General features: G+C 42.5%; 10 protein-coding genes and 2 pseudogenes. 6 read left to right on the forward strand and 6 right to left on the reverse strand.

Features of this window, described 5'->3' with window-relative positions; all coding sequences use genetic code 11:
* Positions 1 to 134: 134 nt before the first annotated feature.
* Positions 135 to 254 (reverse strand): annotated as a pseudogene (locus tag BV375_RS36185) (transposase); the annotation flags it as partial.
* Complete coding sequence (locus BV375_RS23085) at positions 238 to 585, reverse strand: hypothetical protein (protein ID WP_208099172.1); 348 nt, start codon at positions 583 to 585, stop codon at positions 238 to 240. The pseudogene BV375_RS36185 and the gene BV375_RS23085, both read right to left, overlap by 17 nt.
* A gap of 1,141 nt (positions 586 to 1,726) precedes the next feature.
* Here BV375_RS23085 and BV375_RS37755 point away from each other — a divergent pair.
* Positions 1,727 to 6,226, forward strand: a complete 4,500-nt coding sequence (locus BV375_RS37755; RefSeq protein ID WP_208099173.1) for an alkaline phosphatase family protein — start codon at positions 1,727 to 1,729, stop codon at positions 6,224 to 6,226.
* A gap of 190 nt (positions 6,227 to 6,416) precedes the next feature.
* On the opposite strand, the pseudogene BV375_RS23100 reads toward BV375_RS37755, so the two are convergent.
* The 3 genes and pseudogenes from BV375_RS23100 to BV375_RS23105 all read right to left on the reverse strand — a co-directional run.
* Positions 6,417 to 7,139: pseudogene (locus tag BV375_RS23100) on the reverse strand (IS5 family transposase); the annotation flags it as partial.
* A 203-nt stretch (positions 7,140 to 7,342) separates the two neighbouring features.
* A complete protein-coding gene (locus tag BV375_RS37110) occupies positions 7,343 to 7,504 on the reverse strand; it encodes a hypothetical protein (RefSeq protein WP_166507509.1) in 162 nt (53 codons plus the stop codon).
* 84 nt (positions 7,505 to 7,588) lie between these two features.
* Entirely contained in the window at positions 7,589 to 7,849 is a 261-nt protein-coding gene (locus tag BV375_RS23105) for a DUF2905 domain-containing protein (protein ID WP_086764715.1), read from the reverse strand.
* A 43-nt stretch (positions 7,850 to 7,892) separates the two neighbouring features.
* Between BV375_RS23105 and BV375_RS37760 the strand changes: the two genes are divergently transcribed.
* The 3 genes from BV375_RS37760 (at position 7,893) to BV375_RS23115 (ending at position 11,866) form a co-directional block, all read left to right on the forward strand.
* A complete protein-coding gene (locus BV375_RS37760) occupies positions 7,893 to 8,042 on the forward strand; it encodes a hypothetical protein (protein WP_208099174.1) in 150 nt (49 codons plus the stop codon).
* Positions 8,043 to 8,154: 112 nt separating this feature from the next.
* Positions 8,155 to 8,427: a DUF5132 domain-containing protein gene (locus BV375_RS23110; protein ID WP_086764719.1), complete on the forward strand. Its 273-nt coding sequence runs from the start codon at positions 8,155 to 8,157 to the stop codon at positions 8,425 to 8,427.
* Between the two features lie 538 nt (positions 8,428 to 8,965).
* Positions 8,966 to 11,866, forward strand: coding sequence for a cation-translocating P-type ATPase (locus BV375_RS23115; protein ID WP_086764722.1), 2,901 nt, complete (start codon positions 8,966 to 8,968; stop codon positions 11,864 to 11,866).
* Between the two features lie 272 nt (positions 11,867 to 12,138).
* On the opposite strand, the gene pstB is transcribed toward BV375_RS23115, so the two are convergent.
* Positions 12,139 to 12,888, reverse strand: a complete 750-nt coding sequence (gene pstB, locus BV375_RS23125; RefSeq protein WP_086764730.1) for a phosphate ABC transporter ATP-binding protein PstB — start codon at positions 12,886 to 12,888, stop codon at positions 12,139 to 12,141.
* 533 nt (positions 12,889 to 13,421) lie between these two features.
* Here pstB and BV375_RS23130 point away from each other — a divergent pair.
* Complete coding sequence (locus BV375_RS23130) at positions 13,422 to 13,676, forward strand: hypothetical protein (protein WP_086764732.1); 255 nt, start codon at positions 13,422 to 13,424, stop codon at positions 13,674 to 13,676.
* Positions 13,677 to 13,954: 278 nt separating this feature from the next.
* Positions 13,955 to 14,260 (forward strand): DUF5132 domain-containing protein, encoded by a 306-nt coding sequence (locus tag BV375_RS23135; RefSeq protein ID WP_086764735.1) that lies wholly within the window; start codon positions 13,955 to 13,957, stop codon positions 14,258 to 14,260.
* Positions 14,261 to 14,639 lie beyond the last annotated feature (379 nt).

Genomic DNA, 14,639 nt, shown 5'->3' on the forward strand with positions numbered 1-14,639 from the left:
CTGGATAATTTAACTTATTTACTACTAGCTCACTCCGGAAAGTGACAGAACAGGGTTACTGTATCGATGACCGATGCTAATCGTTGGGCAGTATCAATCGCCTTGAGCGCTTTCCCTTGTGCCCCCAAAGCCTGCTCCAATACTTCAGCTAAGTTTTGCAGTAGATGAAAGCGATCTGCCACCTGAATTGCATTCGGTGCTTCATCGTTCATCCCGCTTCTGTAACTCGCAGAGCGGTCACGCGATAGCACTTCTTTCTGTTGAAAAGCGATCAATAGCTTCGGCAGAAAATATTTCATCAATCAAAGTAAATGTTCGCTTCGACAATTGCTGCTTCAGCAGCCTACCTTTTGTAGAAGTTGCATCGACACTAATCACCAAGACTGTAGATTCTGCTGACTGACAGGCATGAGGAATGTCTGAATCAATTAGAAATCCTCGTACTGATTTAATTTCTTGATCATCCAATGTTGCGTTGTATGGTTTGTCTAAACTCACAACAAGCTGAACCGCATGATGACGATGCATTTCCACTTCAATGTTCTTAGCAAGTATGACCAAGGTATCTTCGTGTCGATCAACCATTAGTGGCTAATTTTGGTGAGCTAGATCTGTGCTTGATTCTACAACAGGTAGGTTGTTTTGAAGGGCTAGGCAGCCGAAGGCGACCTATTTCAAGAATCTTTACACAAAAATGCACTCCGTTAGGTCGATCACCCGATGTACTTAGACGTTACATACACTATGGGTGGCAGGTCACAAGAAGAGATTGACGCTGCCAGAATACATGTCGTTCTGCAAAAGAGAAATACTTTGGAGATGCTTCTAGTAACGAGACCACAGAGAAACCAAAGAACGATAAGCAAAAGCAAGGTTTCTGGATACAACTGAAACAGTGGTGGTCGCAGTATAGAAAGTAACAGTAACAACACAAAGGTGATGTGCGTATTGAGCCGAGATGCCTAATTAACATGCAGTAAATATCATAAATCAGAAGCTTTTTTAACCACATAAAAGTAGTTTTCCATTCTAAATTAGAATCTTTCAGTTTTAATATAATTTATTCTTAAGTAAAGTAGTTATATTGAATGTTCTCATACTCACGTATTAGGTCATTTTAGGTCATTTATTTTGAATGATAACTGTTAGATATTTTTGGCTTGCTATCCTAAACATTTTTCCTTCCTCCTTAGGAAATATATTGATTATAATATAATTAAGTTTTATTAATAAATAATTAGTGTTAGGATTGCAGAATCATAATCCTTGAGCGGTGCATTTCTTACTTCTTAAACTAAATTTAATCGAAGTTTTACTGGACTTTACTTATTAAATCTGTCTGCTCTATTAAGTTGAGAGTTGTAGTTTATTTACTTTGTAAAAACATCAGCAATCAGGCTAAGAAAGTTGTAATTAGCTCGGAAATATTTCTTCAGAGATTGTCACTATATTATTACTCCAAAATTGGGTTGCATCTCGATATCCAGTTTCCTTATTCTTACCTTTTTTTGGAGAAGTAATTAATTAAGTTACACTCATTTTCGGTAGTTAATATAGGTGATTATCACCAATAATCTGCCTAAAAAGCCAAAATAAATTTGAAAATTTCAAATTTATTTTGGCTTTGTTGATTCTGAACATCAATTCTGAAAAACCAAGCTGAATTTACCTGTAAAGATGTGCATTCTTTATCTGGTCTAAACACTAATGTATTGGAGTAATTTGTATGAATTTATCGGGTGAAAATTTTGCTAATAGCCTGACAGATCACCCTCTAGGAATTAGCAATGGAAACTTGAGTAGTAGCTCGGATTTGCAATCCATACCAGGTCACAGTTCTTCTGGTTCTGGTAGAAATGCAATTATATTTGTGGCTGATGGGTTGCGTCCTAGCTCAATCAATCCTGAAGATGCGCCAACAATATACAATCTTCGCCAAGAAGGGGTAAACTTCGTCAATAGCCATTCACTGTTTCCTACCTTCACCACTCCTAATGCTTCAGCGATCGCTACAGGACATTACCCTGGTGATACTGGTGACTTTAGCAATACCATTTATACTGGCTATCCTGTATCTCCTACTGGCGGAACTGGTACACCCACACCATTCATTGAAAACGATCCAATTCTGGGCGATATTGATGAACACTTCGTTGGTAACTTCCTAAATGAAGAAACACTGCTAGCGTATGCTCGCCAAAACGGATACAACACCGCAGCAGTTGGCAAACTCGGCCCAACACTGATTCAAGATGTCACCCAAGGCAATCCTAGAGAGGATGGCAAAGTACCAGTACCAAACACGATCGTTCTTGATGATTCAACTGGTAAGACAGGTGGTATTCCCTTGAGTTCTGACATCACCAAACGTTTAGTGAATGCAGGTGTAGGTGCAACTACTCCAGATCGCAGTAATGGTGTACCTGCTGGCGATCCACTCAACAACGGCAACTCTGGCAACAATACTACTCCTGGAACCTTAGCAGCTAACACTGTTCAACAAAAATACTTTGTCGATGCTACTACCAAAGTGCTTCTACCTTACTTCCAAGAGCAAGCTAAACCCTTTGCGATGGTCTACTGGTCACGCGACCCGGATGGTACACAGCACAACCAAGGTGATAGCCTTAACAGTCTAACACCAGGAATTAACGGACCCACCTCGAAAGAGGCAGTGAAAAATGCTGATAATAACCTCAAGCAAATTCTAGATTATGTTGAGAGTAATCCCCAATTAGCAAGCAATACCGACATTTTTATCACCTCTGACCACGGTTTCTCTACCATTAGCAGGCAACTGCTTGATAATCAAGGCACTAAAGTCAGTGACTTTGCTTCCTCACAAACTTATGCCGGAGTAAATCCTGGTTTCTTACCCAATGGGTTTGTAGCAATTGATATTGCTCACGAATTGAACCTACCCTTATACGACCCAGACACCAGTACTAGTGATGCCAAAGGATATACCTCAGTAGATGCAACCCAAGGTCAGCGTCCAAAGGCTGGTAATGGGTTGATTGGTGGTAGCGGTTTGATTCAGGATAAGCCTGATGCCAAAGTAGTAGTTGCAGCTAACGGCGGTTCAGACCTGATTTATGTCCCAGACCAAGACCAAGCAACCGTTGAGAAAGTGGTGGATTTTCTCAGCAAACAAGATTACACCAGTGGCATCTTTGTAGACGATCAATTCGGCTCAATTCCCGGAACTTTACCTCTAAGTTCAATTAATCTCAAGGGTTCGACAGCATTACCCACACCAGCGATCGTGCTGAACTTTAAGACCTTTGCTACAGATGAGAACAATCCTGTCGGGTCAGAGGTAGAAATTGCCGATACTAGCTTGCAGCAAGGTCAAGGGATGCATGGTAGCTTTGGTCGGGGTGATACCTACAATAATATGCTGGCGTTTGGACCAGACTTTAAGCACGGATACACTGATTTAGCACCTGTGAGCAATGCTGATGTCGCTACAACAATGGCGAAGGTTCTGGGATTTAATATTCCCCAGAATGGCGACTTGACTGGACGAGTGTTAAATGAAGCTCTAGTAGGAGGTCCCGCCAATATTGCACATACCACAGGCATATTAAAGTCCGATCCAACTGACGATGGTGTTAGTACTTACCTTAACTATCAACAAGTGGGTGATACTAAATACTTTGATGCAGCTGGTTTTGCTGGTCGGACTGTGGGATTAAAGACAGATTTTAATGACAATAATCTAGCTGCTGCTCCCGATCGCCCATTCCCTGGGCCAAGACAGGGAACAGCAGTTAATACTCAAGGTTGGTTATTGACTCCTGCTGGTAAGCAAGTGGAACTTGGCGATCGCCCTTATGGAATTGCAGAAAGTCCTGATGAGAAAACTTTACTTGTGAGCAATGATGGCCAATCAACACAATCATTAATGGTCGTTGATAGAGCAACAGGAAAAGTAATTCAGACAATTTCCTACGACGCTCCAGAGGCATTATATATTGGTGTTACCTATAGTCCTGATGGTAAACATGCCTATGCTTCGGCAGGAGGTAACAATAAAATCCGTGTTTATGATGTCCAGGGACAAAAACTCACCGAAACCGACCCAATTAAGCTACCTCTACCAAAAACCCCAGATGGTAAGGATATTAATCTTTATCCTGCTGGTATAGCCATTTCGCCTGATGGCAAAAGCTTGTATGTCGCTAACAATCTAGGAGACTCGGCATCAATAATTGACTTGGCTAGCAAAAATGTCACTGCAACTATTCCTATAGGGCATAATCCCTACACAATTCTTCTATCCAAGGATGGTAAATCAGCTTATGTGAGCAATTGGGGTGAATTGACTGTATCAGTCATAGATTTGGATAGTACAACTCCAAAAGTTAGTAAAACCATTGAAGTTGGCACACACCCTAATGCTATGGCATTAAATCCCAAAAACGATGAATTGTATGTAGCTAACGCCGATAGCGATAACGTCTCTGTGATTGACACAACAACCAACAAAGTTATCCGGACAATTGACCTATCTCCTTATCCTGGTGCTAAGACAGGCAGTAGCCCCAATGCTTTAACAGTTTCTCCAGATGGCAGCACACTCTATGTTGCCAACGCCACAAACAATGATGTAGCTGTAATTCACTTAGGAAATAAACAAGCCCAAGACAAAGTTACAGCTTTAATCCCCACAGCTTGGTATCCCACAGGCGTTGCCCTTTCTGCTGATGGCAAAGAACTAGATGTCATCAATGCCAAAGGGCTGGGTGCAGGGCCTAATCTCAACGGCCCCAACCCATATCGAGAACCATCATCGCCACCAAGCCAGTATGTTGGTTCCATGATTAAGGGGTCACTCTCAATAATTGACGTGTCCGATCAGAGCAAGTTAGAGAAGTACACACAGCAGGTAATTAAAAATAACGGCTTTGATGAAGGCAGTAAAATTCGAGTTGCAGGCGAGCCGGACGAAAACGTAATTCCTCTGCGTCCTGGCGATCCCTCGCCAATTAAGCATGTGATTTATGTCATTAAAGAAAACCGCACCTACGATCAAGTCTTTGGTAGCTTGGGAAAAGGTAATGGCGATCCTAGCTTGAATCTGTTTGGTGATGAATCAGCTCCAAATCAACGGGAACTAGCACGAAGATTTGTCACCTTAGATAATTTCTACGCTGATGCTGAGGTTTCAGCTGATGGATGGAACTGGTCTACTGGTGCTTTAGCAAATACCTACGTGCAGAAAAACTGGCCTGCGAATTACTCTAGCCCTGGACGGAATCGACCCTATGACTTTGAGGGTGGGAATTACGCTACATCACCAGGAAAAGATCCAACGGATGCTTTTATCTGGGATAAACTCAGCGATGCTGGCATTGACTACCGCAACTATGGTTTCCGAGTCTTCGATGGTAAAGTCGCTACTAACTCCACTACTGGCGAAACCACAGAGCCAGAACTTGCTGCTAGGACAGACCTTAACTTCCCAGGCTACGATTTGAGTATCTCAGACCAAACTCGAATTGACGAGTGGCTCAAGGAGTTTCACGATTACGAAGAAAACGGAAAACTGCCTAATGTTGAGTTTGTCCGCCTTCCTAACGACCATACATCAGGAACAAAAGTTGATGCTCCAACACCGAGAGCTTATATGGCAGATAATGACTTAGCTCTTGGTAAGCTTGTAGATGCTGTCTCCCATTCTCAATACTGGAAAGACACAGCTATTTTTGTGGTTGAGGACGATGCCCAAAATGGTCCAGATCACGTTGATGCTCATCGCACGATTGCCCAAGTGATCAGCCCTTATACTCAAACGGGTGAGGTTGACTCTACTTTCTACAGCACATCTTCAATGCTCAGGACTATGGAGCAGATTGTTGGCATTTCACCAATGACTCAGTTTGATGCAGCAGCTACGCCAATGCTTAACAGCTTCACTGACAAGCCAAATTTAGCCTCCTATACAGCCATAACACCAACTCAACCTTTAGATGAAAAGAATCCAGTAGATGCTCCTTTAGCTTCTCAAGCAAAGTCGATAGACTTCTCGCAAGAAGATCGAGCGCCAGAACAGTTGCTCAATGAAATGGTTTGGAAGAGTGTTAAAGGTGAGGATAGTTTGATGCCTAGACCTAAAACCAGTTTCCGTGAGAAGGTAGAAGATGAAGAGGATGATGATAACGAGGTGTTCAAGCTTAACGCTAAATCAACAGAAAATAAAGACAAAGATGCTGATGGCTAATAACCGGAATTAATTTTCTCGGATTTCGCGCGATCGCCTTAGACTAATACCATTCCTTTGGTAGGGGTACAACAATACGGTATCCTTACCAATGATTTTGAGATAGTATTTTAGCTTCTGATTTTTCCTGTTAAGGGCTTTGTTGCATGAAAGGAAAAAAGGACACACCAATCCGAAGTAAGGATAGGAATTAGTCTTCGACTTTGTAAGAGTCGGGCTTACCTAACTGGATCATGCGGTTAAGCGCAGCACATTGCAGAAATAACTCGACAGCCTGGTTATCAAAAAAGCGTCGTCTCAACTTGGCACCAAAGATGGTTTTAAGTCGAAAGATGGCAGTCTCAGACAAAGAACGGTGATGATAACCAGACTCTTGTTTCCATTGTTTGCGTCCAACTTGATTGATCCGACGCAGATTCTCATCTCTAGGATAAGACTGTGCTTGAGTGTTGGAGTGTTGTTGAATTTTGGCGTTGCTACGAGGTGGAATTGTTGACTTCGCTCCCCGCTCGGCAATAGTGTCATAACAGCCTTTTGTGTCATAACCACCATCACCAGATACTTGCTCTATTTGTTGAGCAATCTGGTCTAATAGGTCGGGCAGCACCTCACAATCTGCTACATCATTAGTAGTTACTACTGCCGCCAGAATTTCCCCACTTCCCTCATCAACTCCCAAATGCAGCTTACGCCATGTGCGTCGCTTACTCACCCCATGTGTGCGAACTTTCCATTCACCTTCACCATACACTTTTACTCCAGTTGAATCCACCACTACATGAACAGCCTTACCCTTTGGAATTACTGGTAATTCCACCAACAACTTGCTTAAACGCCGGGATAGGGTAGAGTGATCCGGGACTGCTAGTTCAATCCCCATGAGCATGAATAGCGATTCCAAAAACCTTTCGGTATAACCCAAGGGCAGAGGGAGACCAGGGGCATCCGGCATTTGTGTCCATTAAAGCAACGTTCTCACCTCACCGCAATGCGTTTGGGTTTGTGGAACAAACAGTGTGCACCGCTCCAGGAGAAAGCCCCATAATTTCTGAAGTTATCCAAAGATGATAGGACAGCAGTCCAGCAAGCAAAAAAGCAGAAGTCGTAGGCGATCGCCTAGAAAACGTTTTCATGAAGTGTTTCGCTTACTTCGACAATCACAGGGTAAACAACGTATGCTCCTCCTACAGATCCAAGGGCTTGCACATTCAAGAGGTGAGCGCCAGCGGCGATGAGGGCGGGCTGCCAACCTTGTAGGCGGCAACACGAATATCTCACTGCCCATCCTCATCGCACCTCTTGAAAGCGTTAAGCGGTGTGCAAGCCCGCCTTCGCTTCAAGTTACCTACTGAAGGTAGTTCACTACGCATATCTTGCCCGCATACGGCGATTGGGTAGAGCAAATCTGGCGAGCGCATCCAACAACCGCATCAATAAACTAAAGCCAATATTGAGGATAAACAGAGTGGTAAACGGGAGATACACCTTGGAGCCAGAACTGACAATTCTGATATCGCCCGGTAAATTACCATACCAACTTAACCTCTTTGTCAAGAGTCGAAGACCAAGACCAACAATGGTCATAGTAACAGCAGAGCCAATTATCCTTGCAATAGTTTTCATAGCTAGACCATAGAACTTAGTAATTCAAATCTGGTTTATTGCTATGAGCCTGCCATCCTCCAAAAGTAGGGAAGAAAATAGCGAAGGGACTGTTGGCGAATTATTTCTTTTGGTAAAGCCAAAATATCTAGGCGCAGTAGCCCCGAAACGCGGGCCTCGACGGCAATGGCTTTTATTTTCTGGAAATCCTTAGGCGATCCCCTGAGTAGGCTGCGGGAGAAAGTCAACTATTGTTAATAATCCTAGTTATTATTTCAATGGTGATAAGATTAACTGATTGGATAAATACAGGGGGGTGAAAAACTATGCTATCCAAAGTTACACCTAACCTAAAAAAGCTAGTTGAACACTTTGGTATTCCTAGTAAAATGGATAGAGTGATTCTGCCTTTTGCTCTAACGGTAATAGCAAGTTTTGGGAAACTCTTCAATAAGACTTCTATCAAAAATAGAATCACCCTTTACGAAAAAAGCAAACAAGCGAGTGCAACAGTGAGTGAAAACTTTGCAAAGATTATAGCCGACGCCAAGGCATATATAGCTGTAATCGAACACACCAGTCTACGACGAAGTAGGTAGAATAAATTTTATAAATTGTCAGGAAAATCATGCTTAAGAGTAAGTGTGAGGCTGACTAAATATTCTCTAAAATAGAGCAGAATTTCAGTAATACCTGGAAATATAACTCTATCCAAAAACGAAATAACTCAAAGGTAGTAGTTAAAATTGATTGCAACTCAACTACAGAATTTAATCAAATATCAGGAGAGATTGATGCAAACAAAGAAAGACACGACAGGTCAAACTATTGCAGACCTTCACAGTGTCTCCTGTTTGTATCTCCATATCAGTCCTCTTTCCTTTCTGTAATTTGCCACTAATAACAATTAGTAACTTACATCTCTAGATAAAATCGCATTTTAAAATGTTAATTTGCGGTTTGTTTATCCTTGCAAGTGTGCTTACCTATAGTCAGTTGATTTAACGATCATCTGCGGCACATTAGTATGCCTTAAATCGATTTGGTTGCCATACTTGCTTTCTATGAAGTGTACAACTTCCAATTCCCCTCTTCGCTTCTAAATTATTTACACCGTCATAGCAAAGGAGGCGCGGTATGAATATTTGGTACAACTTAAATCCACAAGAAGTTCTACAACAATTAAGAACTGATACCTCTTTAGGATTGAGTGCAACCGAAGTCAGTGCTCGTTTAAAGAAATATGGTTTTAATGAATTAGTAGAGCAGGGATTGAAAAAACCTTGGCAAATTCTTTGGCAGCAACTAACAGATACGTTGGTCATAATCTTGCTCATCGCTGCATGTGCCTCAGCTTTTCTTGGTGATTACAAAGATGCAGTTGGGATTATTACGATTATTGTACTGATTGCTTTTTTGGGTTTTAGTCAGGAGTACCGGGCGCAAAAAGCGATCGCTACTCTGAAAAAGTTATCTTTTCCCAGTACCAAAGTACTCCGTGATGGTGTTTGGCAAGAAATTTCTGCTCGCTATTTAGTACCGGGAGACATATTACAGTTAGAGGCAGAAGACATTGTACCTGCCGATTGCCGCTTACTTCTTAGCACGGGTTTGCGAATTCAAGAATCAGCCTTGACAGGTATCCCAGAACCCATAGACAAAGATCCCCAAACACTTGAGCAACACCTCCCACTCCACGAACGCCACAACATGGTTTACATGGACACGGTTGTTACTTATGGTCGTGGTCAGGCTGTAGTTACAGAGACTGGCATGAACACTGAGATTGGGCGAATCTCCTCGATAATTCAAGCTACAGAAGTGGAACCTACTCCACTCCAAAAGCGCCTCGATCAATTAGGAAAATCGATAGCATTAGCTTCCTTAGGACTAGTAGCTTTAGTTGTAATTTTGGGCATACTACGGGGAGAAAATTTACAGTTAATGCTATTGACTGCCATTACTTTAGCTGTGGCAGCATTACCAGAAGGCTTACCTGCGGTAGTCGCCATTGCTTTAGCCCTTGGTGCGCGGCAGATGCTCAAACGACGGGCATTAATTCGCAATTTACCTGCGGTAGAGACATTAGGATCGGTGACGGTGATTTGCTCTGGTAAAACTGGCACTCTCACTGAAAATCGGATGACAGTCAGTATATTAGATGTAGCCGGACAACGTGTAGATTTAACTACCAAAATGCGAACCAGTGCCGGAGGAAGCAATCGGGAAAGACCATTTTTACTTAGTCAACCCCCGGCAATCTCCTTACTTTTAGCGAGTAGTACCCTTTGCAACAACGCGGTGCTAGAACCAGACCAAGAAGAACCGCGCTACTTCCGTGCCGTTGGCGATCCCACCGAAGGAGCTTTAGTCATGGCTGCTGCTCAACAAGGGCTGTGGAAAAGCGATCTAGAATATGTATTTCCCCGTATCGGTGAACTCGCTTACGATTCCCAACGCCAACGGATGACCACTATCCATAAATTCCCCGCGCTCGCATCCAGAATTCCCTGCGCGTTGGAGACCCTGTGGCGTTGGAGTGAAAAAACAGGTAGTCCTAACTACATTGCCTTTAGTAAAGGTACCGTTCATAAGCTATTAGATGTGTGCAGTCATATTTGGATTAACAGTCAAGCCAAGCCATTGACTGAGATTTGGCACAGACATATTTCCCTAACCAACGCTCAGCTATCACAAAAGGGCTTACGGGTGATGGGTGCAGCATTCCGACCATTGCGAGATCACCAAGATTGGGAAGAAACAGAGCAAGATCTAATTTTTATCGGTATGGTAGGTATGAACGATCCTGCCCGCCCAGAAATTAGAGATGCCGTACTCACCTGTAAACAAGCGGGTATCCGTCCGCTCATGGTTACAGGCGACCATCCCCTCACAGCCCGATTTATTGCTCATGAAGTCGGTATCACTGCTGATAATAATGTCATTACGAGTGATGAATTAGAGCAATTATCGACAGAAGAGTTGCTCAACGTTCTAGAAAATGTATCGGTGTATACTCGCTTCTCCTCCGAACATAAATTTGAAATTGTCCAAGCTTTGCAACGACAAGGACATATCGTTGCCATGACTGGGGATGGTATTAATGATGCACCTGCTCTTAAAGCCGCTAATATTGGTGTAGCGATGGGAATTAGGGGGACAGATGTCGCCAAAGAAGCAGCAGACATGGTGTTGCTAGACGATAATTTTGCCACCTTAGTCGCTGCGGTGAAAGAGGGGCGTGTCATTTACGACAACATTCGCAAATTCATCAAATATCTGTTGAGCAGCAACATTGGGGAAATATGGGTAATGCTCGTGGCTCCCTTGTTGGGAATGCCATTACCACTGTTGCCACTACAAATTCTCTGGATTAATCTCACGACCGATGGTTTACCAGCCTTAGCTTTAGGTGTAGAACCAGCTTCCCCAGACACTATGAGCCGTCCGCCTCATCCTCCTCACGAAAACATCTTTGCTCGGGGCATGGGCAGAGATATTATGTGGATTGGATTGTTGATGGCTTTAGTGTCTCTCGGTACAAGCTATATTTATTGGAGAATAGGTAATCCTCATTGGCAAACCATACTATTTACCACCCTCATCCTATCTCAGATGGGCAATGCCTTAGCAGTTCGTTCGGAACGTAACTCACTATTTCAAATTGGTTTGCTTTCCAACAAACCACTGTTTGGAGCAGTGATTTTCACATTCGGATTACAGTTAATAGTAGTGTACGTTCCTTTCTTCCAAAAACTATTTGCAACTTTACCTTTATCAGGAATTGATTTAATTGTTTGTTTAATTGTCAGTAGCGTAGTTTTTTGGAGCGTAGAATTCCAAAAATGGCTTCTACGTCGTCATCAGTCGCATGAACACACATTACATTTAGTCACCACAGCACAACCACACCACGCTACCGCGTCTTCTTTGAGACAGCTGAATCTACGTACATGTAAATCCTTCAAGTCACAAGATCGTGCTTGTTACTTACGCTTACATTTACGTTTAAAAGCTAGTGGCTATAGGCGCAAATAAAGGCAGAGAGCAGCCCCGATGAAAACATTTTCATTACCATACATGAAAGTGTTTTTCTTCCCCAACTTCAAGAGCCGACCCAGATCTCCCTGCTCTTTTAAGTCAAGAGACAGATGAAACGATAAAACGATACAGTTCAGTTTTTTCATTAATGTGAATTCGGAATGAGGAGTTATTTTAAAAAAGTAATTCCTTATTTTTTTGTCAAGTAGCTCAATACAATAACTATTCATCCCGAACGCACGTGTCAAGTAAATACTAGTGCTGAACATTCAACCAAAACGACCACTCACATATTGTTCGGTCACTTCATTGGTCGGATTGTTAAAAATGGTAGAAGTGGGATTATATTCCACGAGTTCACCAATACGTCCTTCTTCAAGCATTTCAACATTAAAGAATGCAGTCATCTGAGAAACTCGCGCTGCCTGCTGCATATTATGCGTAACAATGACAATCGTGCACTGCTCTTTGATATGCTGCATTGACTCTTCAATTTGTAGTGTAGATAATGGATCAAGTGCAGAGCATGGTTCATCCATCAACAGTACCTCTGGTTTCACCGCAAGGGCACGCGCAATACACAATCGTTGCTGTTGCCCTCCGGAGAGGTTTGTGGCGTTATTTTTTAACTTATCCTTGACTTCATCCCACAGCGCAGCGTGACGTAATGATTGCTCTACTAAGTCATCCATGTTTCCTTGATAACCCAGTAGCCGCGGACCATACGCAATGTTGTTGTAGATAGACTGGGGAAACGGATTCGGCTTTTGGAAGACCATGCCAATCCGTCGTCTAAGTACGACTGCATCTTCTTGAGGATGATAAATATTGCGGCCTTGAAAATGAATTTCACCATCAAGGCGAGTGTGAGGAATGAGATCGTTGAGACGATTAAAACAGTGTAGCAACGTACTTTTGCCACAACCAGAAGGCCCAATAAACGCGGTAATACGATTTTTGTAAATCGGAAGGTTAATATTGCATACCGCTAAAGAATCCCCATAATAGAACCCTTTCATCTGCGCGTGCAAAATAACTTCTTGCTCATTGCCAAAGGAATGTATGGGCGTGAGAAGATCTTCCGTCATAAATCCTTCCTTTAGGTGTTCACTAACCCCTCGATATTCTTGATTAACCCATATAATTCTATAGATATATGTCTATATATGTAGTTGACAATTAGCAAATGTTACAAAAGTTTTTAACGATAAAGGGGGCAATCTTCTATCTTAAGAGATATATCCAAAAGCAGAGGCGTAAGCGTGTTCAGCGGTCACTGATAAACTCCATTCATCTGCGAATTCAATGAGCAGACCGTAGAAATAATAATCATCTTCGCGGGCAGAAATGAACAAACTCACTGGACGAGTGCAGACTTTGCACATGTACACAGACAACAGGCTTACTTCTATTGAGAGTTAACTTAAGTTTAATTCAATATTAATATTATGCTTGTTCTTACATTCATGCATTGAAAGCTCAATCAATGCAATTTTTTGTATTTATCAACGCAGAACGGTTCATCGCATGGTGTAAAAAAACGTTGAGAAAAATGACGAAAGAGATAATACTAAAACAAGCAAAAGCGTGGGGTTTTACATGCGAAGTTGATAGTTATGGAAAGTCCCTGATACTCCCTCACAATCGTCAAGAACGATGGAAGTTGCGGATAGTTGATGAAGAAAAATGGGTATTAATCGTTGAGAATGTACCCCAACTATTCTGTTCTACTTTTGAAGTCCTACAGTTTTTAGAGCGCCATCGTACACCACCGCCAGTGATGTACGATGGCACTTCCCACCATTAATTTTTTAAACATTAAATATATAAAAAACAGAAGTGGTGACTTCTCCAATCCACGAGTGTAATCTAAGTCCAGTGGTGCCTTCAAAACCCAAATGTATAATAATAATCCTACACATGAGGTATCTATCTCCTGCGACAGAAATTTCTCACACAACATTATCAATGTAATAAATCGTAAAGTGTGATGCGGTAACGATCTATCCTCAGCAGGAGCGTACACCAGCGTCGTTAAGGTAAGGTTAAAAATCGTACATCTCTGGTTGAATGGAGGTAGTGGTTATGGCACCTAAAATTGTTGAATTTGTTGAGGATGCTGGTGCTCCTGGTGTCATCGCCGGAATAGGAGCAGTACTTCTTGCCCCTGTGCTCTTGCCAATGGTGGCCGGAATTGGAAAACCAATTGCCAAGTCATTGATTAAAGGAAGCATGGTAGCCTATGAAAAAAGCAGAGGGGCGTTAGCAGAACTTGGTGAAAGTTGGGAAGATATGATCGCAGAGGTAAAAGCAGAACTCGCTGAATCAAACGAATCCTACGCTATTGAAGCAACTCCAGAAACCAAGAATGAAGTTCCCTCACCATCTTAGTCATTGCAACACACATAAAGATATGTGTAGGTTGGGTCGAACAGATAAGGCTCAACCTGCCTTTATGGCTTTGTTAAGTTTGTCATCAGTACCGCATTTCACTATATTGAGAAAATCAGCAGCAGGCAAAAGGCGATCTGGCTGATATGTGATGGTATATCGCCCAAGACAGTGAACGCGCCGCAGATGTTATCATTGCAAAACTCACGCAGAAGTTTGATGAGCTACTTGCCACTCCTGGGATTGGCAGAGCGCGTACTGAGGCACGCACCAAAGCTTCGCAGTATCCCGAAATTTTTCGCGCTCTTATTGGCTGAAACTGCTCTCAGAGGGTGACAACCTACCTATAAAGGTTGCTGCATAAGGGATAGGGCATAGA

The sequence above is a fragment of the Nostoc sp. 106C genome (genome assembly GCF_002154725.1).
Taxonomy (GTDB): Bacteria; Cyanobacteriota; Cyanobacteriia; order Cyanobacteriales; family Nostocaceae; genus Aulosira.

Bases quoted from the DNA above. Each gene is read 5' to 3' on its own strand.
- BV375_RS23085 (WP_208099172.1), bottom strand. From the start codon at position 585: ATGGTTGATCGACACGAAGATACCTTGGTCATACTTGCTAAGAACATT.
- BV375_RS37755 (WP_208099173.1), top strand. From the start codon at position 1,727: ATGAATTTATCGGGTGAAAATTTTGCTAATAGCCTGACAGATCACCCT.
- BV375_RS23105 (WP_086764715.1), bottom strand. From the start codon at position 7,849: ATGAAAACTATTGCAAGGATAATTGGCTCTGCTGTTACTATGACCATT.
- BV375_RS37760 (WP_208099174.1), top strand. From the start codon at position 7,893: ATGAGCCTGCCATCCTCCAAAAGTAGGGAAGAAAATAGCGAAGGGACT.
- BV375_RS23110 (WP_086764719.1), top strand. From the start codon at position 8,155: ATGCTATCCAAAGTTACACCTAACCTAAAAAAGCTAGTTGAACACTTT.
- BV375_RS23115 (WP_086764722.1), top strand. From the start codon at position 8,966: ATGAATATTTGGTACAACTTAAATCCACAAGAAGTTCTACAACAATTA.
- pstB (WP_086764730.1), bottom strand. From the start codon at position 12,888: ATGAAAGGGTTCTATTATGGGGATTCTTTAGCGGTATGCAATATTAAC.
- BV375_RS23130 (WP_086764732.1), top strand. From the start codon at position 13,422: ATGACGAAAGAGATAATACTAAAACAAGCAAAAGCGTGGGGTTTTACA.
- BV375_RS23135 (WP_086764735.1), top strand. From the start codon at position 13,955: ATGGCACCTAAAATTGTTGAATTTGTTGAGGATGCTGGTGCTCCTGGT.